The sequence below is a fragment of the Massilia sp. Masssp93 genome, assembly GCF_059491295.1.
The window spans coordinates 1,099,973-1,126,216 of sequence record NZ_CP168502.1; the positions used below are offsets into that span (position 1 = coordinate 1,099,973).

Sequence of the window (26,244 nt, forward strand, 5' to 3'; positions counted from 1 at the left end):
TTTTTTTTCGTCCCGGATCAGGACGCGCGCCTTGTCATTCGCATGTCACAAAAGAATGCGTGTGTGTCACATATATTCATTTTGATGTCATATGGCATTCCTATAATCGGTCGCATCCCTCCCATCCGGACATTGCCCCATGCGACTCGCGCACCTCCAGACCGGCACCAAGATCATCGGCGCCTTTGCCGTGGTGTCTCTTGCCATCGTCATCATTTCCTTCGTCGCGCTGTGGCGCATGCAGGCCGCCGACGCCATCACGAACGATCTCGTCAACGATAAACTGGCCCGCCAGCAGCTGACGGCGGAGTTGCTGGGCGTGACGCGCCTGAACGGCGTACGCACCGTCGCGATCGCCCGCAGCGACAGCCTCGAAGCCGCCGATTATTTCCAGGGCCTGCTCGCGCAGGGCGACAAGAACGCGGCCGCGCTGGAAGCGAAACTGGGCGCGCTGGCCTCGAGGACGGATGAGCGCGCGCTGATCGACGGCGTCGCGCGGCGCAAGGCCGCCTATGTGAAAGTGCGCGCGCAGGTGTTCCAGGCCAAGGATCTCGGCAAGACGCAGGAAGTCGAACAGATGGCGGCCGGCGAGCTGGCGGCGACGTTCGACGCCTACACGCACGCGCTCGACGCGCTGCTCGCCTGGCAGACCCGCGAGGCGCACGCGATGGCGGCGACGTCCGCGCAAGCCTTCGCGCTCAGCCGCGTGCTGCTGCCGGCGTTCGGCGCGGCCGCGCTGCTGATCGGTTGCGCGGCCGGCTGGCTGCTCACGCGCAGCATCGTCACGCCGCTGCAGGATGCCGTCGTGCTCGCCGAGCGCGTCGCCAAGGGCGATCTGTCGGCCACCATCGCGCACGACCGCGGCGACGAGATCGGCCGCCTGTTCGACGCGCTGAACGATATGACGGGCGCCGTGTCGGCCACCGTCGTGAAGGTGCTCGACAGTGCGCAGATGATCGACGACGCATCGGCCGGGATCGCGGCCGGCAACCGCGACCTGTCGCAACGTACCGAAGCCCAGGCGTGCAGCCTGCATGCGACCGTGCAGGCCATGTCCGACCTGACCGAGGCCGTGGAGCAGAACCACGTCAACGCGCACGACGCCAACGAGCTCGCGCTGGCCGCATCCGGCGTGGCGCGGCAGGGCGCCGGCGCCGTCGAGCAGATGGTCGAGCGCATGGAAACGATCCGCCAGTCGGCCGCGCGCATCGGCGACATCACGGCGATGATCGACGGCATCGCGTTCCAGACGAATATCCTCGCGCTGAACGCGGCCGTCGAAGCGGCCCGCGCCGGCACCGAAGGACGCGGCTTCGCCGTCGTGGCGGCCGAGGTGCGCAACCTGGCCCAGCACTCGGCGGCGGCGGCGAAGGAGATCAAGCACCTGATCGGCGAATCGACGGGCGCCATCGAATCCGGCGCCGGCATCGCCAGCGCCGCGGGCGGCACGATGCGCGAGATCCTCGACCGCGTGCAGCAGGTGGCCGACCTGCTGCATGCGATCGACGGCGCCAGCTCGGAACAGGCGGCCGGCATCGCCCGGGTGCGCGGCGTCATCGCCGACATGGACGAAGCGACGCAGCAGAACGCGGCGATGGTCGAACAGGCGGCGGCCGCCGCGGCGACGCTGCGCGCGCAGGCGGAGGGGTTGACGGAGGTCGTGGCCACGTTCCGCGTGCGCAGCGAGGAGGCGGGGCGTCACGTGCTGGTCGTGGAAGACGAGGACGAGCAAGGCCGCGGGCTGGCATTGCCGGCACCGGCGTACGCCTGAGTCGCCGGCGCCATCCTTACCGTCGTTCCCGCCCAGGCGGAACCCAAGTATTGCGTGCATCGCCGCGGCGCACGCGACATTGGGTCCCTGCCTGCGCAGGGACGACGTTCATATTGCGCGGCCTAGATCGCCGCCAGCGCCTTCGCCAGGTCCGCCCGCTGGTCGTCGACGTGCTCGATCCCGACCGACAGCCGGATCAACCCGTCGCCGATCCCCAGCCGCGCGCGCTGGTCCGCCGGAATCGTCGCATGGGTCATGATGGCCGGATGCTCGATCAGGCTCTCGACGCCGCCGAGGCTCTCGGCCAGCGTGAACACTTCGCACTGTTCGAGGAAGCGGCGGGCGCCGGCGATGTCCGTGTCGAGGTCGATGGAGATGATGCCGCCGTAGCCGTGCATCTGGCGCCTTGCCAGTTCATGCTGGGGATGCGCGGCGAGGCCCGGGTAGTAGACGTGCCGGACCTTGGCCTGGCCCTGCAGCCACTGCGCCAGGTCGAGCGCATTGGCGTTGCTGCGTTCGACGCGCAGCGCCAGCGTCTTGATCCCCCTGAGCACGAGGAAGCTGTCGAACGGTCCCTGGATGGCGCCGACGGCGTTCTGGATGAAGCCGAGGCGTTCGCGCCAGGCCTGCTGGTGCGCCTGGCCGCCGACGACGGCGATGCCGCCGATGACGTCGGAGTGGCCGTTCATGTACTTCGTCGTCGAGTGCACGACGATGTCGATGCCCAGTTCCAGCGGACGCTGGTTGATGGGACTCGCGAACGTGTTGTCGCACACCGTCATCACGCCGCGCTCGCGGCACTGCTGCGCGATCGCGTGCAGGTCGGCGAGCTTGAGCATCGGGTTCGTCGGCGTTTCGACCCACACCATCTTCGTCTCCGGCCGCAGCGCGTTCGCCAGCGCGAGCGGGTCCGTCAGGTCGACGTAGGTGAATTCGTGGCCGGCGCTCACGCGGCGCACGCGCTCGAACAGGCGGTAGGTGCCGCCATACATGTCGTCGCCGGCCACGATGTGCGAACCGGCCGGGAGCAGTTCGAGCACGGCCGCGATGGCCGCGAGGCCGGACGCGAACGCGTACGCGGCGCCGCCGCTTTCGATGTCGGCCACGCAGCGCTCCAGCGCCCAGCGCGTGGGGTTGTGCGAGCGGCCGTAGTCCAGGCCCTTGTGCACGCCCGGGCTTTCCTGGGCAAAGGTCGAGGTCGCGTAGATGGGCGGCATCACGGCGCCGGTGGCCGGGTCGGGCGCCTGGCCGCCATGGATCACGCGCGTGGCGATGTGGCGTTTTTGGGTGTCTTCTGGATGGCTCACAGGATAACTCACGTCAGGGTCCGGCGCAGGTGGTTGAGAAGGTCGAAGCGGGTGATCAGGCCGTAGAAATGGTCGCCGTCGGCGATGACGGCGGTCAGGCCGCGGTCGAGGATGTCGCGCAGCTGCTGCATGCTCGCGGATGGCGCCAGCTTCTGCAGGTCGGACGTCATCGTACCGGAGACGGGCGCCTTGAAGCGCTCCCGTTCGCTCGTTACGTGCAGGAGCAGGTCGGATTCGTCGATCAGGCCGACGAGCTTGCCGCGTTCCACCACCGGCATCTGCGCGAGGTCGGCGCTGCGCATGCGGTTGAAGGCGGTCAGCAAGGTGTCGGACGGGGCGACGGTCACGACTTCGCCGTCGTCGAAGCGGCGCCCGATCAGGTCGCGCAGGTCGCCCATGCGCGGGCGGTGCAGCAGGCCCTGGTCGACCATCCAGCCGTCGCTGTACACCTTCGTCAGGTAGCGCGTGCCCGTGTCGCACACGAACGTCACGACGCGTTTCGGCGTCGTCTGCTCGCGGCAAAAGCGCAGCGCGGCCGCGAGCAGGGTGCCGGTCGACGAGCCGGCCAGGATGCCTTCCTGGCGCAGCAGGTCGCGCGCCGTGTTGAAGCTCTCTTCGTCGCTGATCGAATACGCCGTCTTTACGCGCGACATGTCGGCGATGGACGGGATGAAGTCCTCGCCGATGCCTTCCACGGCCCAGGAGCCGGAGACCTCGCTCACCTTGCCGGTCTTGACGTAGTCGGCGAGGATCGAGCCCTGCGGGTCGGCCAGCACGAACTCCAGGTCCGGCTGCACGCGCGCGAAGAAGCGCGACAGGCCCGTCAGCGTGCCGGACGACCCCACGCCCACGACGATGGCGTCCAGCTCGTGGCGCATCTGGTCCCAGATCTCGGGGGCCGTCGTGGTTTCGTGGGCCTGCGGGTTGGCGGGATTGTTGAACTGGTCGGCGAACCAGGCGCCGGGGATCTCGCGCGCGAGCCGGGCCGCGTAGTCCTGGTAGTACTCGGGATGCCCCTTGCCGACGTCGGAGCGGGTGAGGTGGATTTCGGCGCCGAGCGCCTTCAGGTGCAGGATTTTTTCGGAGGCCATCTTGTCCGGCACGACGAGCACGACGCGATACCCCTTGATGCGCGCGACGAGGGCGAGGCCGAGGCCCGTGTTGCCGGCCGTCGCTTCGACGACGGTGCCGCCCGGCTGCAGGCGGCCGTCGCGTTCCGCCGCCTCGATCATGGCGCGGCCGACCCGGTCCTTGATGGAGCCGCCGGGGTTCTGGGATTCGAGCTTGAGGAACAGGCGGCAGGGGCCTGTGTCCATGCGGGTGACTTCCACCATCGGGGTATTGCCGATCAGAGAAAACAGTGCAGCTTGCGACAAGTCTTGCATATTGCCTCCGTGTGAACGGGCGGGCGCGCCGCAGCATATCGCCGGGCCCGTGCGCGGGCCTCGTGGGCGCCGCGAGCGAAAAGCTGGCACCGATCGGGCACCAGGCCGTAGTAAAAAAATAATAATACGGCTTTTCGCGCGCGCGTGGGTTGGGCCGCGTTAAGGCGGACCTGGCATACGCGTGGCGGGTCGACCTGGGAATGCATGACCGGGCACTATCTTGCTCCGAGAGCAATAAACTCGTACACTGGGTCGTTCTGCAGTTTGCGATCGGCCCAGGAGCGATCATACGGTTCCGGGCCAAAACCACGAACAGTTTGCGAAATTCGCTCTCGCCGTCAACCGTCGGTCGAGACCGCGACCTCTTCCCACGCATCGAGATCGCGCATCAGGTCAGCCAGCTTGCCCCGCACCAACTGCAGCGCATCGCTGCCCAGCAGCAGATGCGTCGGCGGCACCTCCGCCCCGATTACGGCCAGCATCGCGCGCGCCGCCTTGGCCGGATCGCCCAGCTGTTTGCCGCTCTTTTCCTCACGCGCATGGCGAACCGGATCGAACAGCGTGTCGTAGTCTGTAATCGAACGCGCGGTACGCTGCATTGAGCGGCCGGCCCAGTCGGTGCGGAACGAGCCTGGTGCGACCGCGGTTACGGCGATACCGAACGCCTGGACTTCCTTGGCGAGCGTGTCCGAGATGCCTTCCAGCGCGAACTTGCTGCCGCAGTAGTAGGCGATGCCGGGCATCGTGATGTAGCCGCCCATCGACGTGATGTTGACGATATGGCCGCGCCGGCGAGTGCGCATAAACGGCAGCACGGCCTTTATCATCGCGACCGGGCCAAAGACGTTGACGTCGAACTGGCGGCGCATGTCCGACAGCGGCGATTCTTCCAGGATGCCTTCGTGCCCGTAGCCGGCATTGTTGACGAGTACATCAACAGCGCCGACGTTCGCTTCGATGTCCGCGACGACGCCGTCGATTGCATCGAATTGCGTCACGTCGAGCAGGCGCGCGTGGGCACGCGCCGGACACAGAGACTCGAACGCTTCCGCAGCCTGCACGTTCCTGACCGTGCCGACCACGCGGTGGCCGTCGGCGAGCGCTTGTTCGGCAAGGGCGCGGCCGAAGCCGCTGCTGACGCCGGTGATCAGCAGGAGTTTATTGGATGCCATATGGACGTTCCTGAGTTGGTGGAAGCCGCATGTTATTCTTCAAAAATTGATTCAATAAGCCACGATCACCTGCTTTTCTTGCCTAAAACTATGTCCCACTCGACTGCCGCGCATGAAAGCGACGATGCAGCCGGCAGCGCGCAGCGACGCATGGTCGAGCTGCTGCACGCGTTGGCGCCCGACGAGGGCTATAACCTCACTGCACTGCCCAGCGTGCGGATCCTGCGTTCCGACCGGGCGTTGACGCGCACGCCGGTGCTCTACGATCCGGGTATCGTGATCGTTTGCCAGGGCCGCAAGCGCGGCTACTTCGGCGACAAGCTGTACGTCTACGATGCCCAGCACTACCTGGCCGTTTCCGTTCCCGTGCCGTTCGACATGGAGACGGATGCGACACCGGCGCAGCCGTTGCTCGCGCTGTACCTGCACCTCGATTTCTCCATCGCCGCGGACCTGATGCTGCACATCGACCGCCAGGCAATGGTCGAACCTGCGCAGGCGCCGCAGAGCATGCTGTCGAGTCCCATTGATGCGGATATGCGCGTCTCGGTGTTGCGTTTTCTGGAGGCCTTGAACCGGCCACTGGAGGCGGCCGTACTGGGCCCCGGCCTGTTGCGCGAACTGTACTTCCGCGTGCTTACCGGCGCGCAGGGAAGCGCGATGCGCGAGGCGCTTGCGCAAAAAGGCCAGTACGGGAGGATCGGCCGCGCATTGCGCCGCATCCACGCCGATTACGCGGAAGCGCTCGACCTGGCGCAGCTGGCACGGGAAGCGGGCATGAGTATTCCTGCCTTTCACAGCCACTTCAAGGCGATCACGCAGGCGTCACCGATGCAGTACCTGAAGTCGACGCGGCTCCACCAGGCCCGCTTGCTCATGGTGCGCAAAGACCTTACCGCGGAATCGGCGTGTTATGCCGTGGGCTATAGGAGTTCGTCGCAGTTCAGCCGAGAGTTCCGGCGGCTGTTCGGCTTGACCCCGGCAGCAGAGGCCAGGCGGATGCGCGCGAACTTTGCCATTCCGCCAGCGTTTCCCGGCGTCGAGTTTGTCTCGTCACACTGAAAACATGGTAGAGCTTCGCCGCCACGTCGACTGCCGACCACGACCGGCAAGGAAGGACGGTCGTCTCCCTCATCAGCAAATCGCATCCTCGCTCGACCCCGGCTCCGAGGCGCTCAACGACCGGGTCGAAAGCTGCACGTCTTGAGCGAACCGTGGGCGGGGTCGCCGAAGCTGGCGTTCGAGCAGGTGACGGGACCCGTGAATACCTTGGTCACGTTTTCGGTTTCGGTACCGTAGCGCACGCGATTGGTGCCGCTGAGCTGGCAAATCGCGCCCTCGCCAGCGCAAGGCGTCCAGGCGCCGGCAACCGCGGTTTTCCGCGTCGCGGCCGGCGCCGCCGCCGTGACGCTGGCATAGCTGCAGGTCTTGGCAAGACCATGGACCGGGTCGCCGAACGCCGCGGTCGTGCAAGGCATCGATGTGGTCACGATCTTCGACGTGTACAGCCCCTTGGCGCCGAAACGCACTTCACGCGTGCCGCTGAAGTGGCAGGACTTGCCTTCGACGGCGCATTCGGTCCAGGTGACCGGTTTTGCGCTGGCCCTGATGCCCGGTTGCTCGTACGCGCCGACGTCGAGCGCGCCGGCCACGGGACGTTCCTCGCCCGACGCGACGTCCTTGTACTGTCCGGTAGGCGCCAGCGGCACGCCGGCGGCCGACCTGCCCGGGTCGGCGCCCGCGTCGATCACGAGCGCGCTGGCAAAACGCCGCAGGCTGTCGGTGGAATGGTCGACGGCGCCTGCCGCGAGCGCACGATAATTGTTCTTCAGTACCGCGGTGGCTTGCGTGCTCAATGCGCCTTCGCCGACGAAAATATTGTTCTGGATGAGCGCGGGCGTCGATACCTTGCCGCTGACGAACAGGAAGGTCCCGCCGGCAAACTCGTTGACCACCGTGTTATTGACGAAGTACAGGTCCTGGGATGGATTGGTCGGCCCTTCCTCCCCGTATGCGACGATCGTCGGATTTTGATTGGCGGCCGGCTGCTCGATGACGTTGCCGATGACGTAGGATGTGCCTGCGTTCGGGAGGTCGATCTCGTAGCTCGGCTGGCCCGGGGCCGTGCTGCCTTTTTCGCCGGGATTCGTGCTGGAAAAGCGGCTGTAGACGATCGTGTTCGTCATCGCGCGCGACTTCAGGTTGTGGCCGACGTTCGCATCGTGCGAATAGCTGTAGCGGAAGGTCAGGCTCTTGACCTTGCCGATGTACAGGTTGTGCGTCTGGCCGGCGCCGCCGAAGCCGTTGTGGCCGAACTCGGTGTATTCGATCAGTACGTCGCTGTTCTCGTTGCGGTTGCTGAGTATGCCGTTCTCGTTATCGTGCAGGAAGCTGTTGCGCAGCGTGAAGTTGGTGCCTTCCAGGCGCAGCGCCGCACCGTTCTGATCGGCCACCTTGGCGCCGTACATCTCGACGTTGTCGACGACGATGTCGTTGCCGGCGACGACCCAGGTGCCCTTGCCGCTGTTTTCCTTGCCGGCGGCGTCGATCCGCGGGCGGCCGTTCACGCCGCGGATAGTCAGTTTGTTGCCGGCGATCTTGCAGGCGTCGCCCTTGTACGTGGTGCCGCCTTCGATCTCGATCGTGTCGCCGTCGCGGGCGGCGGCGATGGCCGCGCACGGTGCGGAAAAGGTTTTACCGGGGCCGACGGACAGTGTGGCGGCAGAGGCGCTGCCGATGAAGACTGCGGCCAGCGACATGGCTGCGATCGAGCCGGACAGGATGGGTTTGTTATGCATGGGCTGGAGAATATCACTGCGTGGTGCCGAACGTCGAATGCGAAACGGCTGACGCAATGCGGACAGACTATAGTCGGCCAAAAGCGGCCGCTGTGACTTTGTGTGCATTATCGGGCTGCCGGATCGTGTACGCTGCGAACCTCCGTGTTTTCGGAAGCATGATGAAGAAGCGTTTTTTTCAGAAGCAGTCCATTGGATTTGTTCCGCTCGCCTCGGCGCGTGACTGGGCAATTGTCGCCGTCATTGTTGCGGGCGTCCTGGGTGTGCGAGAACTCGTCCTGCTGTTTTCACTCATGGACCGGGAGGACTTGCGAATCACATTGATCGGCGCATGTTTCGGCATGCTCCCGTCAGTCTTGATGTGCTTGCCGGTGCATGGGGTCGTCGACGGACTGTCACGCGATGCGCTTCGATCCTTCCTCGGGTCGATGAAATTCATTCGGCTTGTCGAACGCAACGGCACCCGGTTCTATACCCAGAACACACCTTCCTGGATGCGGTGGGCCTCGAATCGCGTGGCGATCAAGCCGCTGCCTGACGGGCAGTTGGGTGTCACGATGCCGTTTTACTGTTATTGGACCTTGACGCGGCGGCGCTGAGTCGCAGCCCCCGCGCTTTTTTTCTTGACGAAAGACGGTACGCCCGGCACACAATGGTTGCCATTTCTACCGCCTTCATGTCATGACGCCATTACCTCCCGATTTCCAGCCCGTCGCCTGCGACGATCCCGGCGTGTACCGCACCTTGCTGGAATCGACCAGGGCGATCCCGTGGCGAATCGACTGGGCCACGATGCGCTTTACCTACATCGGTCCGCAAATCGAAGCGCTGCTGGGATGGAGCCCGGCAAGCTGGCTGTCCGTGAACGACTGGGCCGATCGCATCCACGAGGAAGATCGCCAAAAGACGGTCGATTTCTGTGTGGCGCAGTCGCAGCGCGGTGTCGACCACGAGGCGGACTACCGGGCCGTCACGCGCCAGGGCGACTATGTCTGGATCCGGGACGTGGTGCACGTGGTACGCCGCCCGGACGGCAGCGTCGACTCCCTGGTCGGCTTCATGTTCGACATCACGGCGCGGAAACAGGCCGAGGACAAGATCCTGCAACTGCAGCGCGAGCTCGAGCTGCTGTCCTACCGCGACAGCCTGACCGGCGTCGCCAACCGGCGCATGTTCGACACGCTCTATCCCGTGGAATGGGCCAAGGCGCGCGACACCGGCCACCCGCTGTCGCTCGTCATCATCGACATCGATTATTTCAAGCAGTACAACGATCACTATGGTCACGTGCAGGGGGACGAGTGCCTGCGACGCGTGGCCCAGGCCCTGGACGCGGCCGCGTCGCATCCGGGCGACCTGTGCGCCCGACTCGGCGGCGAGGAGTTCGTCCTGCTGTTGCCGGGCACGGACGCGGAAGCCGCCCGCAGCAAGGCCGAGCGCTGCCGCAAGCTGCTGAAGCAGGACGATATTCCGCATGCCCGTTCGGGTGTCGGCCGGCTGGTGACCGTCAGCATGGGCATCGGCACCATCGTTCCCGGCGCCCAGGACGATCCCGGCGTCTTCCTCGACCGGATCGACCGCCGTCTTTACCAGGCCAAGTCCGCGGGGCGCGACCGGCTCTGCGACGTCGAGGCGTAGCGGGCGCCCGTCGACTTTGAATCAACGCGAAAGACATCGGTAACGTCATGAAGAAACGGATACTCCAGTGGATTGCCGTGGCGACGGTCGGATCAGGCGCCTGCGCCGGACCGCTGCACGCGGAGGACTTCGAACCGGTGTTCGGAAGTGAAGACCAGACACATCGTCCCCTGCCGCCCGATGCGCTTTCCGCAGTACGCGCACATGCCAGAACGACGGAATACAGCGACTGTGCAGCGGGCGGGTTTGTCGGGTCTGCCGTCGACCTCACCGGCCATGGACGGCCCGACGACTGGATCGCGGAGACGGCGGATGGTTGCGCATGGGGTGCCGCGTCCGTGGCGATATGGGTTCTCAAGCGCGAGTCGAACGGCTATCGCGTGGTGCTGTTCAGCGGCGGCCAGATGGTGGGCCTGAACGAGGCAAGGGCAGGCGCCGTCCGGGATCTGCAGATCGTCAGCCAGACAGCGGGACACTATGCGCAAACGACCTATCGATTCGATGGGAAGGCCTATCGGGAAGCGAAGTCGCGCGCGGTGGATTTTTCCGATCCTGCCGACTGCAGGCGGAATCGCGACGTTTGCGACGTCCGTTGATCGGGCGAGCCGGCGGCCTGTCCGTGACCCGGGCTGACCGCGCGCCGTGCGATGCGCGGCCGCGATCTCAGTTTCCCGCCTTGAGCCTCCGCCACAACGTCGTCCGGCTGATGCCCAGGTAGCGCGCGGCCGCGTCGCGCTGGCCGCCGAAGCGCGCCAGCACGTCGGCCACGGTGTCGCGTGCCGGGGCGGCGGGTACCGGCGCGATGGCGGGCGCGGTCGGCGGCGCGCCGAGTTCCGGCGCCACCGACAGCAGGAACGCCGGCGTCAGCGCCTGCAGCGGCTCGGCCGCGAGGAACAGCGCGAGGCGTTCCATCAGGTTGCGCAGTTCGCGCACATTGCCCGGCCAGGCATAGGTCTGCAACAGCGGCGCGCAGGCCGCGATTTCCGCCGCCAGGTTCGGATGCGGCCGCGCGCTCAGCGCGGCGAGGGCATTCTTGAGTGCCCATTCGGCGAGCGGGAGGATGTCGGCGTGGCGATCGCGCAGCGGGGGCAGGGCGAGGCGCAGCACCGCCAGGCGGTAGAACAGGTCGGCGCGGAAGCGGCCTTCGCGCACGCGCGCCTCGAGGTCGCAGTGCGTGGCGCTGATCACGCGCACGTCGATGGGGATCGGGCGCGTGCCGCCCACGCGCATCACTTCGCGCTCCTCGAGCACGCGCAACAGGCGCGTCTGCAGCGCGAGCGGCATCTCGCCGATCTCGTCGAGGAACAGCGTGCCGCCGTCCGCCGCCTCGAACAGGCCCGCGTGGCCGCCGCGGCGCGCGCCCGTGAACGCGCCTTCCTCGTGGCCGAACAGTTCCGATTCCAGCAGCGACTCCGCGATCGCGCCGCAGTTGACGGCGACGAACGGCCGGTTGGCGCCGCGCCGCGGGCTCTCGCGGTGGATGGCCTGGGCGACGAGTTCCTTGCCGCTGCCCGTCTCGCCGTGGATCAGCACCGTCGCGGGCGAGCGCGCATACAGCACGACGGTCTGGCGCAGCCGCTCCATCGCGGGCGATTCGCCGCGCAGGTCGGCGAGGCCGCGGCGCGCGCGGCGGCTGTCGGCGGCGGCCGCGCGGCGTCCGCGGCCGCTTTCGAGCCGGGTCAGGCGCGCCATCTCGAGGGCGTCGTCGAAGGCGCGCCGGATCGATTCGAGCGAGTACACGAAGACGGGCGTCAGGCCCGCTTCCTCGGCCAGGTCGACGATCAGGCCGGCGCCGACGATCACCTCGACGCCGGCCGCCTTGAGTTCGGCGATGCTGGCGCGCGCGTCGTCTTCCGTCACATAGGTGCGCTGTTCGACGGCGAGCTTGAACGTGGCCGTGAACTCGGCCAGTTCCGCCACCGGGCGCTGGTAGTGGACGAAGCCGATGCGCGCGGACATGCGCCGCGCGCGCGCCAGGGCTTGCATGACGTCGAAACCGCTCGCGGTGGCGACGACGACCGGCACCGACACGCGTCCCTTGAGGTACGCGGCATTGGAACCGGCCGCGATCACGACGTCGCAATGCTCCGTCGCCATGCGCTCGCGGATGTGGCGCGCGGCCTCGTCGAAGCCCAGGTGCAGCGCTTCGATGTGCGCCAGGTGGTCGTATTCGGGGGTGATGTGGCGGAACAGGTCGGACAGCCGCGACACGGACACCGTCCAGATCACGGGCTTGCCGGCGCCCTGGTCCGGCGCGGGCGCGGGGCGGGTGGGATAGCTCATGTTGCAAGTGTAACCGAATCTGCAACCTGCGTTTCATCCTTGTTTCACGCTGAAACTGTTGGGCGTAAACATTTCCGCCTGCCGTAAGAATCGGGTAAGGCGACCCACTTAGGATCGATATCAGCCCGTCAACCTGAACGGCGTATGACTAGAAAACGGAGACAAAAGTGGAAGATGATATTGTCCAGCGGGTCAAGAGCGACCCCAATTACCAGAAACTTGTCCGGACCCGCTCCCGCTACGGCTGGATGCTGACCTGGGCCGTGATGATCGTGTACTACGGCTTCACGCTGCTGAACGCGTTCGACAAGGGGTTCATGGCCTCGAAGATCGGGTCCGGCGTCATGTCGTGGGCCGTGCCGCTCGGCCTGTTCGTGATCCTGTTCACCATCGCGATCACCGGCATGTACGTGCGCCGCGCCAACAACGAATTCGATGCGCTGACCGATGCCATCCAACGCAACGCCGCCGCCGGCAAGGAAAAGGTCCGCGCATGAAGACGACAACCCTCATCCGCAGTGCCGCCGCCACGGCCCTGCTGGCCGCCACCGGCGCCGCGCTCGCCTCGCCCGACCTGGGCCAGGCCACCAAGCAGGCCACCAACTACACGGCGATCGGCATGTTCGTCGTGTTCGTGATTTTCACCCTGTTCATCACCAAGTGGGCCGCCAAGCGCACCCGCTCCGCCTCCGACTTCTACACGGCCGGCGGCGGCATCACCGGCTTCCAGAACGGCCTGGCGATCGCCGGCGACTACATGTCGGCCGCCTCGTTCCTGGGCATTTCCGCCGCCGTGTTCGCGAGCGGCTTTGACGGCCTGATCTATGCGATCGGCTTCCTCGTCGGCTGGCCCGTCATCACGTTCCTGATGGCCGAGCGCCTGCGCAACCTGGGGCGCTTCACGTTCGCCGACGTGGCCGCCTACCGCTTCGCCCAGAAGCCGGTGCGCATGTTCGCGGCGTCGGGCACCCTGGTGACCGTGCTGTTCTACCTGATCGCGCAGATGGTGGGCGCGGGCCAGCTGATCAAGCTGCTGTTCGGCCTGGACTACTGGATCGCCGTCGTGATCGTGGGCGTCCTGATGATGGTCTACGTGCTGTTCGGCGGCATGACCGCGACCACGTGGGTGCAAATCATCAAGGCCGTCATGCTGCTGGCCGGCGCCACGTTCATGGCGTTCTCCGTGCTGGCCATGTACAACTTCAGCCCGGAAGCGCTGTTCGCCAAGGCCGTCGAAGTGCACAGCAAGCATGATGCGATCATGGGCCCGGGCGGCTTCATCAAGGACCCCATATCCGGCATCTCGCTCGGCATGGCGCTGATGTTCGGCACGGCCGGCCTGCCGCACATCCTGATGCGCTTCTTCACCGTCCCGAACGCCAAGGAAGCGCGCAAGTCGGTGCTGTGGGCGACCACCTGGATCGGCTACTTCTACATCCTGACCTTCATCATCGGCTTCGGCGCGATCGTGCTGGTGAGCACCAACCCGGCCTTCAAGGACGCCGCCGGCAAGCTGCTGGGCGGTAACAACATGGCGGCCGTGCACCTCGCGAACGCGGTCGGCGGCGACGTCTTCCTCGGCTTCATCTCGGCCGTGGCCTTCGCGACCATCCTGGCCGTCGTGGCCGGCCTGACCCTGTCCGGCGCCTCGGCCGTGTCGCACGACCTGTACGCCACCGTGATCAAGAAGGGCCAGCCGGCCCCGGGCAGCGAACTGCGCGTCTCGAAGATCACGACGGTCTGCCTGGGCATCGCCGCCGTGCTGCTGGGTATCGTGTTCGAGAAGGTCAACGTCGCGTTCATGGTGTCGCTGGCCTTCGCGATCGCCGCCTCGGCCAACTTCCCGGTGCTGTTCATGTCGGTCCTGTGGAGCAAGTGCACGACCCGCGGCGCGACCGTGGGCGGCTTCCTGGGCCTGGCCACGGCCGTGGCGCTGACCGTCGTGTCGAAGTCGGTGTGGGTCGACGTGTTCCACAACACGGCCGCGATCTTCCCGTACACCTCGCCGGCGCTGTTCTCGATGACGGTCGGCTTCGTCGGCGTCTGGCTGTTCTCGGTCACCGACAAGAGCCCGCGTGCCGCGATCGACAAGGCCGGTTTCGAGGCGCAGGAAGTGCGTTCCGAGACCGGTATCGGTGCCTCGACCGCATCGGCGCATTGACGGGTTGATGCACGCAACCGCGGGCTCGGGGAGCCCGCCCTACGGTTTGCGATGACGTTGGTGGATGCAAAAACGGCGGGCTTGGGGGAGCCCGCCGTTGGTTCGCCTTGACGTAGGGCGGGCATTTGAGGCCGGGGGCCTCAAATGAAACGTGCCCACGAGAATTCGACCCGCCGCGTGCGGTTTTTTTCGTTTACGGCGCCACGTCCCCGGCCCTTTCCGCGAACGGCCGCGCGTAGCGCACGAGCGAGATCAGCGTCTTGCCCGGCTCCTCGTTGAACATCTCGTGCGCCGAGTTCTCGAACCACACGAGCTGTTTCGACGGCGCCCGCACCTTCGCGAACCATTCCGCCGTCGCGGACGACGAGACGTTGTAGTCGTGGCGCCCGTTGAAGATGACGATGGGGCAGTCGAACTTCGTGTAGACGCTGAAGTCCTGCGTGAGCACGTCCGTCAGCATGCGGCTGCTCGAGAACTCCGTGCCTTCCCACATGGTCTTCAGGTCGGCGTCCGTGTATTCCGGCGCCAGCTTCGCGGCCGCCGATTCCGCGTCGAAGTCCGTCCGGCCGTACACGGCGCCGCCGTAGCGGCCCATCCATTTGCGCTGCAGGTACAAATCCTTGAGCACCAGCGGCTTGCCCGGCGCGGCATACGGCGCGATCGATTCCAGCTCGCGGATGGCCTGTGCGTTGCCCTCGCGCCGCGCCGCATCCATCGCGAACTGCCAGCCGCGGCGCTCGCTCTCCATGCCGTCGGTGATCTGGCCCAGGCCGATGTACGCGTGCAGCCAGTCCGGATGGCGCTGCGCCAGCTGGATGCCCAGCGACGAGCCCCACGAGTGGCCCAGCACGAAGATGCGCTCCTTGCCGAATTCCTTGCGCAGCCACGCCACCATCTCCTCGGCATCGAGCAGCATGCGCGCGCGGGTCATCGTCGGCGCGACCTTGGCCGGATCGTTGGCGGCATACGTCTTGCCGGCGCCGCGCTGGTCCCACTGCACGACCGTGAAATATTCTTCCCAGCCGCGCTGGAAGTACCAGCTCGTCGGCATCGACACATAACCCGGGCCGCCGTGCAGCATCAGCAGCACCGGATTGCGCCGGTCCGTGCCGCGCACGCTGATCCACTGGTCGATGCCCCCGATGCGCACGGCCCGCGTCTCTTCGATGCCGTGCGGGGTGACGATGCGGCGCATGTCGGCGATGATCTTGACCGCGTCCGCGCGGCTGTCCGGGCCGGCGGCGCCGGCGGGCGTGGTGATGGACAGGCCGGCCAGCAGCAGGGCGCACAGCCTGGATGGGTGTCTGAACATGGTCTCCCCGGTGATGTGTGGTCGCGCGAAGTCTGTTCAATTTCATGGGGCGTGTCAATCGCCGCCGGTTGTTTCACTGGGTGTTTCATATTGAAACGGCCTGCAACGCATTTCCGGCAGCCGTGCTCGCGGCGCGCGCCCAAGTCCTTGAAAATCCGGGCTGTCCACGTGCGGGAACGATTGGCACGGTCTTTGCAATGCATGTGTCATAACCAATAGACCCGCTACATGAAAGGTAAGGACATGACCCAACAATCCGCCGGCGCCAGATTCCGCCAGGCCGTCCAGGAAGAACATCCGCTGCAGGTCATCGGCGCCATCAACGCCAACCACGCGCTGCTGGCCAAGCGCGCCGGCTATCGCGCCATCTACCTGTCCGGCGGCGGCGTCGCGGCCGGGTCGCTCGGCCTGCCGGATCTCGGCATCTCGGGCCTCGAAGACGTGCTGATCGACGTGCGCCGCATCACCGACGTGTGCGACCTGCCGCTGCTCGTCGATATCGACACCGGCTTCGGTTCGTCGGCGTTCAACGTCGCGCGCACCGTGCGCTCGCTGATCAAGGCCGGCGCGGGCGCCTGCCACATCGAGGACCAGGTCGGCGCCAAGCGCTGCGGCCACCGTCCGGGCAAGGAGATCGTCAGCCAGGGCGAGATGGTCGACCGCGTCAAGGCCGCCGTCGACGCGCGCACGGACGATAACTTCGTCATCATGGCGCGCACGGATGCGCTGGCCGTCGAGGGCATCGACAAGGCCGTCGAGCGCGCGGTCGCCTGCGTCGAGGCGGGCGCCGACATGATCTTCCCGGAAGCCATCACGAGCCTGGAGATGTACGCGCAATTCAAGAAGGCTGTGAAGGTGCCGATCCTCGCCAACATCACGGAATTCGGCGCGACGCCGCTGTTCACCGTGGACGAGCTGCGCGGCGCCGACGTCGACATCGTCCTGTATCCGCTGTCCGCGTTCCGCGCCATGAACAAGGCCGCGGAAAACGTCTACGCCGCGATCCGCCGCGACGGCACGCAGAAGAACGTCGTCGACACGATGCAGACCCGCGCCGAACTGTACGAGCGCATCGACTACCACAGCTATGAACAGAAGCTCGACGCGCTGTTCGCCCAGAACAAAGCAAAATAGGAGACCCAAATGACCGACGTGAAAACCGAGACGCCAACGTTCAAACCCAAGAAATCCGTCGCGCTGTCCGGCGTCGCCGCCGGCAATACCGCGCTGTGCTCCGTGGGCCGTTCCGGCAACGACCTGCACTACCGCGGCTACGACATCCTGGACGTCGCCGGCAACAGCGAGTTCGAGGAAATCGCCTACCTGCTCGTGCACGGCAAGCTGCCGAATGCGGCGGAACTGAAGGGCTACAAGGCCAAGCTGAAATCGCTGCGCGGCCTGCCGCATGCGGTGAAAGCCGCGCTGGAGGCGCTGCCGGCCGGCGCGCATCCGATGGACGTGATGCGCACGGGCGCGTCGGTGCTGGGCTGCGTGCTGCCGGAAAAGGACGACCACAACATCGCTGGCGCGCGCGACATCGCCGACCGCCTGATGGCGTCGTTCGGGTCGATGCTGCTGTACTGGTATCACTACAGCCATAACGGCAAACGCATCGAGGTGGAGACGGACGACGATTCGATCGGCGGCCACTTCCTGCACCTGCTGCACGGCGTCAAGCCTTCCGAGGAGTGGGTCAAGGCGATGCACACGTCCCTGAACCTGTACGCCGAACACGAATTCAACGCGTCGACGTTCACCGCGCGCGTCGTCGCCGGCACCGGCTCGGACATCTATTCGGCCATTACCGGCGCGATCGGCGCGCTGCGCGGTCCGAAGCACGGCGGCGCCAACGAAGTCGCGCTCGACATCCAGAAGCGCTACGAGAACGCGGACGAAGCGGAAGCCGACATCCGCAACCGCGTGGCGAACAAGGAAGTCGTCATCGGCTTCGGCCATCCGGTCTACACGATCTCCGACCCGCGCAACAAGGTGATCAAGGAAGTGGCGCGCACGCTGTCGCACAGCGCCGGCTCGATGAAGATGTTCGACATCGCCGAGCGCCTCGAGTCCGTGATGTGGGAAGTCAAGAAGATGTTCCCGAATCTCGACTGGTTCTCGGCCGTCTCGTACCACATGATGGGCGTGCCGACGGCGATGTTCACGCCGCTGTTCGTCATCTCGCGCACGTCGGGCTGGTCGGCCCACGTCATCGAGCAGCGCATCGACAACAAGATCATCCGCCCGAGCGCGAACTACGTCGGACCGGAAGACCTGCAGTTCGTGCCGCTGGCCGAGCGCAAATAAGGCCCGACACGCAAAACCGTCGCCCCCGCGCAGGCGGGGGCCCAATTACGATGCGGGTCGGCGCACTTGAATTGGATCCCTGCCTGCGCAGGGACGACGTGCTGTTGGCGCGGCCGAGCGCAAGCAATGCCACGGTTCGCACACATACCGTCTAACGAGGTTCCTCATCATGAACAGCAATTATCGCAAACCCCTGCACGGCACCAGCCTGCATTACTTCGACGCCCGCGCGGCAGTCGACGAGATCCAGCCCGGCGCCTGGGACACCCTCCCGTACACCTCGCGCGTACTGGCCGAAAACCTCGTGCGCCGCTGCGACCCGGTCGCGCTGGTGCCGTCGCTGAAGCAGATCATCGAGCGCCGCCGCGACCTCGATTTCCCGTGGTTCCCGGCGCGCGTCGTCTGCCACGACATCCTCGGCCAGACGGCCCTCGTCGACCTGGCCGGCCTGCGCGACGCCATCGCGCAGGAGGGCGGCAACCCCGCGCTGGTGAACCCGGTCGTGCCGACGCAGCTCGTCGTCGACCACTCGCTGGCCGTCGAGTGCGGCGGCTTCGATCCGGACGCCTTCACGAAAAACCGCGCCATCGAGGACCGCCGCAACGAAGACCGCTTCGACTTCATCGAATGGACCCGCAAGGCGTTCGAGAACGTCGACGTGATCCCGCCCGGGAACGGCATCCTCCACCAGATCAACCTGGAGCGCATGAGCCCCGTCGTGCAGGTGAAGGACGGCGTGGCGTTCCCCGACACCCTCGTCGGCACCGACTCGCACACGCCGATGGTCGATGCGCTGGGCGTGATCGCCGTCGGCGTCGGCGGCCTCGAAGCGGAAAGCGTGATGCTGGGCCGCGCGTCGTACATGCGGCTGCCGGACATCGTCGGCGTCGAATTGACCGGCAGGCCGGGCGAGGGCATCACCGCGACCGACATCGTGCTGGCGCTGACGGAATTCCTGCGCAAGTCGAAAGTGGTGTCCGCCTACCTCGAGTTCTACGGCGAAGGCGCCGCGAACCTCACGCTGGGCGACCGCGCGACGATCTCCAACATGGCGCCGGAATACGGCGCCACGGCCGCGATGTTCGCCATCGACGAGCAGACCATCAAATACCTCAGGCTGACGGGGCGCGACGACGACCTGGTAAAACTGGTCGAGCTGTATGCGAAGGAGACGGGCCTGTGGGCCGACACGCTGCGCAATGCACAGTACGAACGCGTGCTGCGCTTCGATCTGTCGACCGTCGTGCGCAACATCGCCGGTCCGTCGAACCCGCACAAGCGCGTGGCGACGTCGGAGCTGGCGCAGCACGGCATCACGGGGTCAATCGACCACGAACCGGGCAAGATGCCCGACGGCGCCGTCATCATCGCGGCGATCACGAGCTGCACGAACACGAACAACCCGCGCAATATGGTGGCCGCGGGCCTGCTCGCGCGCAACGCGAACGCGCGCGGGCTCGCGCGCAAGCCGTGGGTGAAGTCGTCCCTCGCCCCGGGCTCGAAAGCGGTGCCGCTGTACCTGGAAGAAGCGGGGCTGCTGCCGGAGCTGGAGAAGCTGGGCTTCGGCGTCGTCGCCTTCGCGTGCACGACGTGCAACGGCATGTCGGGCGCGCTGGACCCCGCGATCCAGCAGGAGATCGTGGAACGCGACCTGTACGCGACGGCGGTCCTGTCGGGCAACCGCAATTTCGACGGTCGCATCCACCCGTATGCGAAGCAGGCGTTCCTCGCGTCGCCGGCGCTCGTCGTCGCGTATGCGATCGCGGGCACGATCCGCTTCGACATCGAGAAGGACGTGCTGGGCGTCGACGCGGACGGCAATCCGGTGCGCCTGGCCGACCTCTGGCCGAGCGACGCGGAGATCGACGCCGTCGTCGAGCGCGCCGTGAAGCCGCAGCAGTTCCGCAAGGTCTACGACATCATGTTCGCGCGCCGCGAAGCGGGCGACGAGGCGGTGTCGCCGCTGTACGACTGGCGCCCGATGAGCACCTATATCCGCCGTCCTCCGTACTGGGAAGGTGCGCTCGCGGGCGAACGGTCGCTTGCCGGCATGCGGCCGCTCGCGGTCCTCGGTGACAACATCACCACCGACCACCTGTCGCCGTCGAACGCGATCATGATGAACAGCGCGGCCGGCGAATACCTCGCGAAGATGGGATTGCCGGAAGAAGACTTCAACTCGTACGCGACGCACCGCGGCGACCACCTGACGGCGCAGCGCGCCACGTTCGCGAACCCGACCCTCAAGAACGAGATGGTGCGCAACGCGGACGGCAGCGTGAAAGCCGGTTCGCTCGCACGCATCGAGCCGGAAGGCACCGTGACGCGCATGTGGGAAGCGATCGAGACCTACATGGAACGCAAGCAGCCGCTGATCGTGATCGCCGGCGCGGACTATGGCCAGGGCTCGTCGCGCGATTGGGCGGCCAAGGGCGTGCGGCTGGCCGGCGTGGAAGCCATCGCGGCCGAGGGCTTCGAGCGCATCCACCGCACGAACCTCGTCGGCATGGGCGTGCTGCCGCTGGAATTCGAGCCGGGCACCACGCGGCTCACGCTGGGCATCGACGGGACGGAGACGTTCGACGTCGTGGGCGAGCGCACGCCGCGCGCGACCTTGACGCTGGTGATCCACCGTCGCGACGGCGAGACCGTCGAGGTGCCGGTGATCTGCCGTCTCGACACGGCCGAGGAAGTGTCGATCTACGAGGCGGGTGGGGTGCTGCAGCGGTTTGCGCAGGACTTCCTCGCGTCTTCCAAAGTGGCGGCATAAAAACACCGTCGCCCCCGTGCAGGCGGGGGCCCAAGTTTGCACGTGCCTCGACGGCGCATGCAAAACTTGGGTTCCCGCCGCCGCGGGAACGACGGGGAAACGGAAACTCTTATGACTCACGTACCCCAAATCAAAATCCCCGCCGTCTACATGCGCGGCGGCACGAGCAAAGGCGTGTTCTTCCGCCTGCAGGACCTGCCCGCAGCGGCGCAGGTGCCGGGCGCGGCGCGCGACAACCTGCTGTTGCGCGTGATCGGCAGCCCCGACCCCTACGGCAAGCAGATCGACGGCATGGGCGGCGCCACGTCCAGCACGAGCAAGACCGTCATCGTCGCTCCCGGTACGCGGCCCGGCCACGACGTCGACTATCTGTTCGGCCAGGTCGCGATCGACAAGCCCTTCGTCGACTGGAGCGGCAACTGCGGCAACCTGTCGGCCGCGGTCGGGTCGTACGCCATCGCCAACGGCTTCATCGATCCCGCGCGCATCCCGGACAACGGCATCGTCACCGTGCGGATCTGGCAGGCCAACATCGGCAAGACGATCGTCGCCCACGTACCGATCACGAACGGCCAGGTCCAGGAGACGGGCGACTTCGAGCTGGATGGCGTCACGTTCCCGGCGGCCGAGGTCCAGCTGGAATTCATGGACCCGGCGGCGGAGGAGGGCGACGGCGGCAAGGGGGAGAAAAATTCGATGTTCCCGACCGGGCACCTGGTCGACGACCTCGAGGTGCCCGGCGTCGGGACACTGAAGGCCACGATGATCAACGCCGGCATCCCGACCATCTTCGTCAATGCGGCCGACATCGGCTACACGGGCACGGAACTGCAGGACGCCATCAACGGCGACCCGAAAGCGCTGGCGATGTTCGAGACGATCCGCGCGTACGGCGCCATGCGCATGGGCCTGATCGCGCACGTGGAAGAGGCCGCGCTGCGCCAGCACACGCCGAAAGTCGCCTTCGTCGCGCCGCCCGCCGGCTACACGGCGTCGAGCGGCAAGCGGGTCGAGGCGGGCGACGTCGACCTGCTCGTGCGCGCCCTGTCGATGGGCAAGCTGCACCACGCGATGATGGGCACGGCGGCCGTCGCCATCGGCACGGCGGCCGCGATTCCGGGCACGCTCGTCAGCCTCGCCGCGGGCGGGCGGGCGCACGAGGCGGTGCGCTTCGGCCATCCGTCCGGAACCTTGCGCGTGGGCGCCGAGGCGCGCCAGGAGGGCGGTAACTGGGTCGTCACGAAGGCCGTCATGAGCCGCAGCAGCCGGGTGCTGATGGAAGGCTGGGTGCGCGTGCCGGGCGACGCATTCTGAGACCGTTGCTGCGCCGCGTCAGTTGCTGAAATTCATCTTTATAAACGATAAATTGCGTTGAATTTCGGCTATGATCCACTCAAATTCGATAAAGAGCCCTGTCAAAGGGCCTATTTAGGAAGAGGGATGGATCGGGGAACGAGCACACCGGCCTTGGTGGCCGAGGCATTGGCATTGATCGCCGCGCCGGCCTGCGCCTGCGATGGCGAAGGCAGGGTCTGGGCCGCGAACGCGGCGCTCGTCGAACTGGCCGGCGGCGCGGTCGACGGCCGTCCGCTGGTGTCGCTGTTCTGCGCGCACATGGCGGCGGCGCTGGCGGTCGAGATCCGCCTGTCGCTGGCCGGCGAGCGGCGCTGGGACGCGCTGATCGCGCAGGGTGCCCAGGGCCGGCCCGTCGAGGTGCGCGCCAAGCCGCTGCCGCCGGGCGCCGGGATCGCGGGCGCCATCTTCGTGTTCGGCGACGTGCTCACGTTCGGCGACGGCCAGGCCGCGTTGCGCGGGCGCCTGCTGGAACAGGCCGCGGTGGTCGAGCATGCGCCGGTCGGCATCGCCGTCACCTTGCCCGACCTCGTCAAGTCCTGCAATCCGCGCATGGCCGAGATGCTGGGCTATGCGCCGGAAGAACTGGTCAACCACAGCCCGGCCCTGGTCTTCGCCACGCGCGCCCAGTACGAAGCGTTCATCGGCGAAGCCGTGACCGTGCTGACGAGCGGGAGCCTGTTCGAAAAGAACGACGTGCCGCTGCGCCACCGCGACGGCAGCACGATCTGGTGCCGCATCCGCGCCAAGGCCGTCGACATGAGCGCGCGCGAGGCGGGCACCGTGTGGATCGTGGAAGACGTCTCGGAAGCGCGCCAGGCGCTCACCGAGATCCAGGCGATCATGACCAACGCCACGATCGGCATCTTCTTCACGCGCGAGCGCACGATCACCCGCTACAACGGCTGCTTCGGCGCGATGTTCGGCTATGGGCCGGGCGAGGCGCTGGGCCTGTCGACGCGCATGCTGTACGCGGACGACGCGGCGTTCGTCGAGACCGGACACCGGGCCTACGGCGTGCTGGGACTCGGCGGCTCGTTCAAGGCCGAGATGGCGATGGTGCACCGGGACGGCACGCCGATGTGGGTCAACCTGATCGGCTATGCAGTCAATCCGCGCGAGCTCGGCACGGGCACGATGATCTGGATGATCGAGGACCGCACCGGCCAGAAGGCCGCCGAGGAATCGCTGCGCAACGCGCTGCTGGAAAACCAGGCGATCCTCGACAACGCGGTGCTGGGCATCGCCGTCGTCGAGAACGGCCGCACCTTGCACTGCAACCGCAAGATGGAAGAGTTGTTCGGGCACCGCGGCGGCAGCATCGAGGGCTTGCCCGTGCGCGAGCTGTATCCCGACGCCGCGGGGTGGATGACCGCGCGCGAACAGACCCGGCGCGACTTCGAGGCGGGGCGCGTGCACATGGCCGAGTACGAACTGGTGCGGCGCGACGGCAAGCGCTTCTGGGCGCGCCTGTCGGGCCGGCCGTTCGACCTGGCCGAGCGGGGCGGGCGCAGCGTGTGGCTGATCGACGACGTCACCGCCCAGCGCGAGGCCGCCGATGCGCTGCGGCGCGCGCGCGACGAACTCGAAGTGCGCGTCGAGGAACGCACTGCGGAGCTGCAGGCCGAGATCGTGGAGCGGCGCCAGGCCGAGGCGCGCGTGCACCACATGGCTTACCACGACGCGCTCACGGGCCTGCCGAACCGCGCGCTGCTGTCCGAACGCCTCGACCGCGCGCTGCTGGCGGCGCGCCGCGACGAGCTCAAACTGGCGCTGATGTTCATCGACCTGGACCGCTTCAAGACGATCAACGATTCGCTCGGCCACCTGACCGGCGATTACCTGTTGAAGGAAGTGGCGCAGCGCCTGTGCCGCGTGGTGCGCGCCAGCGATACCGTCGCGCGCCTGGGCGGCGACGAATTCGTCGTGCTGGTGCCGGGCGTGCGCGCGGCCGAGGAATGCGGCCGCGTGGGCGACAAGATCATCGAGGCGCTGGCGGCGCCCGTCGAATTCGAAGGCCGCAGCCTGCACATCTCGCCGTCGATCGGCATCTGCCTGTACCCGGACGACGGCGCCGACGCAGCGAGCCTGATGCGCAAGGCCGACGCCGCGATGTACTACGCCAAGGCGGCGGGCCGCAACAACTACCAGTTCTACGCCGAGCCGATGAACGCGGCGGCCGCGCGCCATTTCGAGCTGGAGACGCGCCTGCGCGGCGCCCTGGCGCGCGAGGAGTTCGCGCTGTTCTACCAGCCGATCGTCGGCACGCAGGACGGCCGCGTGCATGGCCTGGAAGTGCTGCTGCGCTGGCGCCATCCGGAGCAGGGACTCGTGACGCCCGACGAGTTCATCCCGATCCTGGAAGAGAATGGCCTGATCGTGGCGGTCGGCGAGTGGGTGATCCGGCGCGCCTGCGAGCAGGCGATGGCCTGGCAGCGCGCGGGCCTGCCGGCATTGCCGCTGGCGGTGAACCTGTCGGCGCGCCAGTTCATGCACCGGGGCCTGATCCAGGCGATCCGCGACATCGTCGACGACACCGGCATCGATCCGGGCCTGCTGGAATTCGAGATCACGGAGACGGCGCTGATGCAGCACGGCGGCCAGACGCTGGAGACGCTGGGCCAGATCTACCGCATGGGCATCCGCCTGTCGATCGACGATTTCGGCACCGGCTATTCGAGCCTGGCGTACCTGAAGCGCTTCCCGGTCCGCAAGATCAAGATCGACCGCGCCTTCGTGCGCGACCTCGAGTCCAGCAGCGAGGACCAGGCCATCGTCGCCGCGATCATGGCGCTGGCGGGGAGCCTGCAGATGGCCGTCGTGGCCGAGGGCGTCGAGAACGATGCGCAGCTGGCGCTGCTGCGCCGCGCCGGCTGCCAGTATGCGCAGGGCTATCTGTTCGCGCGGCCGGTGGAGGCCGGCGCCGTCCCGGCGCTGCTGGCGGTCGACCGCGCGGCGGATTAAGCGATGGTCGCGATCACCGGCGTGTGATCCGACGGTTGCTCCCACTTGCGCGGATCGCGGTCGATGACGCACGCCTCGCAACGCCTGGCGAGCGCCTGCGACAGCAGGATGTGGTCGATGCGCAGCCCGCGGTTGCGGCGGAACGCCATCTGGCGGTAATCCCACCAGCTGTACTGCTTCTCGGGCTGTTCGAACAGCCGGAACGCGTCGACGAGTCCCAGGCCGCACAGCTCGCGCAGGGCCCCGCGCTCGAGGTCGGAGCAGTGGATCTGGCCGGCCCACAGTTCCGGATCGTGCACGTCGCGGTCTTCGGGCGCGATGTTGTAGTCGCCGAGGATCGCGAACTGTTCGTGGATCGCGAGTTCTTCGCCGACCCACGTGCGCAGCGCGTCGAACCAGCCCAGCTTGTAGGCGTATTTGTCCGAACCGACGGCCTGGCCGTTCGGCACGTAGGCGCAGATGAAGCGCACGCCCCCGATGGTCGCGGCGATCAGGCGCTGCTGCTCGTCCTGGTAATGCGGATTGTTGCGCACGACGTCGGCGATGGGGAGGCGCGACAGGATCGCCACGCCGTTGTACGTCTTCTGGCCGCTGAACACGACTTCGTAGCCGGCCGCGTTGATCTCGGCGACGGGGAATTTGTCGTCGGTGAGCTTCGTCTCCTGGAGGCAGAGCACGTCGACGGGGTTGGCGGTCAACCACTGGAGCAGGTGCGGCAGGCGCACTTTCAGGGAGTTGACGTTCCAGGTGGCGATTTTCATTGTTTTTTCTCTGCGGTGAAAATGGGAGTAAATTGCGGCTTGGCAAGTAGAGATTGTACCGGACGCGGACCCATCATCCGGCGTGCGCCGCCGGCGCTGACCCACACGGACAATATCGAGCCTGCATAAATGGCTGTTCTTTTGCCGTCCGTTACCGTTGTTGTTACCCATCATGACTCGCAAAGCCGCGACACGATTGTCGTTATTTGTGCGGATTGCAACAAACATGTCGTAAAATTATTGTCCACAGAGTAAAAATTCGTAA

Annotated in this window: 19 protein-coding genes; 12 read left to right on the plus strand and 7 right to left on the minus strand. The window is 66.6% G+C overall.

Features of this window, described 5'->3' with window-relative positions:
• The first annotated feature begins 139 nt into the window (after nucleotides 1–139).
• Complete coding sequence (locus ACEN9Q_RS04810) at nucleotides 140–1,771, plus strand: methyl-accepting chemotaxis protein (protein WP_495627543.1); 1,632 nt, start codon at nucleotides 140–142, stop codon at nucleotides 1,769–1,771.
• A 122-nt stretch (nucleotides 1,772–1,893) separates the two neighbouring features.
• On the opposite strand, the gene ACEN9Q_RS04815 is transcribed toward ACEN9Q_RS04810, so the two are convergent.
• The 3 genes from ACEN9Q_RS04815 to ACEN9Q_RS04825 form a co-directional block, all read right to left on the minus strand.
• A complete protein-coding gene (locus ACEN9Q_RS04815) occupies nucleotides 1,894–3,078 on the minus strand; it encodes a trans-sulfuration enzyme family protein (protein WP_056447640.1) in 1,185 nt (394 codons plus the stop codon).
• 8 nt (nucleotides 3,079–3,086) lie between these two features.
• Nucleotides 3,087–4,463, minus strand: coding sequence for a pyridoxal-phosphate dependent enzyme (locus ACEN9Q_RS04820; RefSeq protein WP_495627544.1), 1,377 nt, complete (start codon nucleotides 4,461–4,463; stop codon nucleotides 3,087–3,089).
• A gap of 338 nt (nucleotides 4,464–4,801) precedes the next feature.
• Entirely contained in the window at nucleotides 4,802–5,635 is an 834-nt protein-coding gene (locus ACEN9Q_RS04825; protein ID WP_495627545.1) for an oxidoreductase, read from the minus strand.
• A gap of 90 nt (nucleotides 5,636–5,725) precedes the next feature.
• On the opposite strand from ACEN9Q_RS04825, the gene ACEN9Q_RS04830 reads away from it, so the two are divergent.
• Nucleotides 5,726–6,697, plus strand: coding sequence for an AraC family transcriptional regulator (locus ACEN9Q_RS04830; RefSeq protein ID WP_495628916.1), 972 nt, complete (start codon nucleotides 5,726–5,728; stop codon nucleotides 6,695–6,697).
• Nucleotides 6,698–6,810: 113 nt separating this feature from the next.
• On the opposite strand, the gene ACEN9Q_RS04835 is transcribed toward ACEN9Q_RS04830, so the two are convergent.
• The gene (locus ACEN9Q_RS04835) at nucleotides 6,811–8,433 is read right to left on the minus strand and encodes a right-handed parallel beta-helix repeat-containing protein (RefSeq protein WP_495627546.1); all 1,623 of its coding nucleotides are present in this window, start codon (nucleotides 8,431–8,433) and stop codon (nucleotides 6,811–6,813) included.
• Between the two features lie 158 nt (nucleotides 8,434–8,591).
• Here ACEN9Q_RS04835 and ACEN9Q_RS04840 point away from each other — a divergent pair, with 158 nt between their 5' ends.
• The 3 genes from ACEN9Q_RS04840 (at nucleotide 8,592) to ACEN9Q_RS04850 (ending at nucleotide 10,667) form a co-directional block, all read left to right on the plus strand.
• Entirely contained in the window at nucleotides 8,592–9,032 is a 441-nt protein-coding gene (locus tag ACEN9Q_RS04840; RefSeq protein WP_495627547.1) for a hypothetical protein, read from the plus strand.
• Between the two features lie 82 nt (nucleotides 9,033–9,114).
• Nucleotides 9,115–10,071 (plus strand): sensor domain-containing diguanylate cyclase, encoded by a 957-nt coding sequence (locus ACEN9Q_RS04845; protein WP_056447391.1) that lies wholly within the window; start codon nucleotides 9,115–9,117, stop codon nucleotides 10,069–10,071.
• 47 nt (nucleotides 10,072–10,118) lie between these two features.
• Nucleotides 10,119–10,667: a hypothetical protein gene (locus ACEN9Q_RS04850; protein WP_495627548.1), complete on the plus strand. Its 549-nt coding sequence runs from the start codon at nucleotides 10,119–10,121 to the stop codon at nucleotides 10,665–10,667.
• Between the two features lie 67 nt (nucleotides 10,668–10,734).
• On the opposite strand, the gene prpR is transcribed toward ACEN9Q_RS04850, so the two are convergent.
• Complete coding sequence (prpR, locus tag ACEN9Q_RS04855; RefSeq protein ID WP_495627549.1) at nucleotides 10,735–12,354, minus strand: propionate catabolism operon regulatory protein PrpR; 1,620 nt, start codon at nucleotides 12,352–12,354, stop codon at nucleotides 10,735–10,737.
• Nucleotides 12,355–12,521: 167 nt separating this feature from the next.
• On the opposite strand from prpR, the gene ACEN9Q_RS04860 reads away from it, so the two are divergent.
• Nucleotides 12,522–12,851 carry a DUF485 domain-containing protein gene (locus ACEN9Q_RS04860; protein ID WP_056447396.1) on the plus strand — a complete coding sequence of 110 codons (330 nt, stop codon included), beginning with the start codon at nucleotides 12,522–12,524 and terminating at the stop codon, nucleotides 12,849–12,851.
• Entirely contained in the window at nucleotides 12,848–14,515 is a 1,668-nt protein-coding gene (locus ACEN9Q_RS04865) for a cation acetate symporter (RefSeq protein ID WP_495627550.1), read from the plus strand. The genes ACEN9Q_RS04860 and ACEN9Q_RS04865 overlap by 4 nt, the downstream gene beginning before the upstream one ends.
• Before the next feature lie 193 nt (nucleotides 14,516–14,708).
• Here the strand turns inward: ACEN9Q_RS04865 and ACEN9Q_RS04870 are convergent, their stop codons facing one another.
• Complete coding sequence (locus ACEN9Q_RS04870; protein ID WP_495627551.1) at nucleotides 14,709–15,827, minus strand: alpha/beta fold hydrolase; 1,119 nt, start codon at nucleotides 15,825–15,827, stop codon at nucleotides 14,709–14,711.
• Nucleotides 15,828–16,070: 243 nt separating this feature from the next.
• Here ACEN9Q_RS04870 and prpB point away from each other — a divergent pair, with 243 nt between their 5' ends.
• From prpB to ACEN9Q_RS04895, 5 genes are all read left to right on the plus strand, one after another.
• Nucleotides 16,071–16,961 (plus strand): methylisocitrate lyase, encoded by an 891-nt coding sequence (prpB, locus tag ACEN9Q_RS04875; RefSeq protein ID WP_495627552.1) that lies wholly within the window; start codon nucleotides 16,071–16,073, stop codon nucleotides 16,959–16,961.
• Between the two features lie 9 nt (nucleotides 16,962–16,970).
• Nucleotides 16,971–18,131 carry a bifunctional 2-methylcitrate synthase/citrate synthase gene (gene prpC, locus ACEN9Q_RS04880; RefSeq protein ID WP_495627553.1) on the plus strand — a complete coding sequence of 387 codons (1,161 nt, stop codon included), beginning with the start codon at nucleotides 16,971–16,973 and terminating at the stop codon, nucleotides 18,129–18,131.
• A gap of 169 nt (nucleotides 18,132–18,300) precedes the next feature.
• A complete protein-coding gene (gene acnD / locus ACEN9Q_RS04885; RefSeq protein WP_495627554.1) occupies nucleotides 18,301–20,901 on the plus strand; it encodes a Fe/S-dependent 2-methylisocitrate dehydratase AcnD in 2,601 nt (866 codons plus the stop codon).
• A 111-nt stretch (nucleotides 20,902–21,012) separates the two neighbouring features.
• Entirely contained in the window at nucleotides 21,013–22,215 is a 1,203-nt protein-coding gene (gene prpF, locus ACEN9Q_RS04890; protein WP_495627555.1) for a 2-methylaconitate cis-trans isomerase PrpF, read from the plus strand.
• A 126-nt stretch (nucleotides 22,216–22,341) separates the two neighbouring features.
• The gene (locus ACEN9Q_RS04895; protein ID WP_495627556.1) at nucleotides 22,342–25,218 is read left to right on the plus strand and encodes an EAL domain-containing protein; all 2,877 of its coding nucleotides are present in this window, start codon (nucleotides 22,342–22,344) and stop codon (nucleotides 25,216–25,218) included.
• Here ACEN9Q_RS04895 and xth read toward each other — a convergent pair.
• A complete protein-coding gene (gene xth / locus ACEN9Q_RS04900; protein WP_495627557.1) occupies nucleotides 25,215–25,979 on the minus strand; it encodes an exodeoxyribonuclease III in 765 nt (254 codons plus the stop codon). The genes ACEN9Q_RS04895 and xth overlap by 4 nt on opposite strands.
• Nucleotides 25,980–26,244 lie beyond the last annotated feature (265 nt).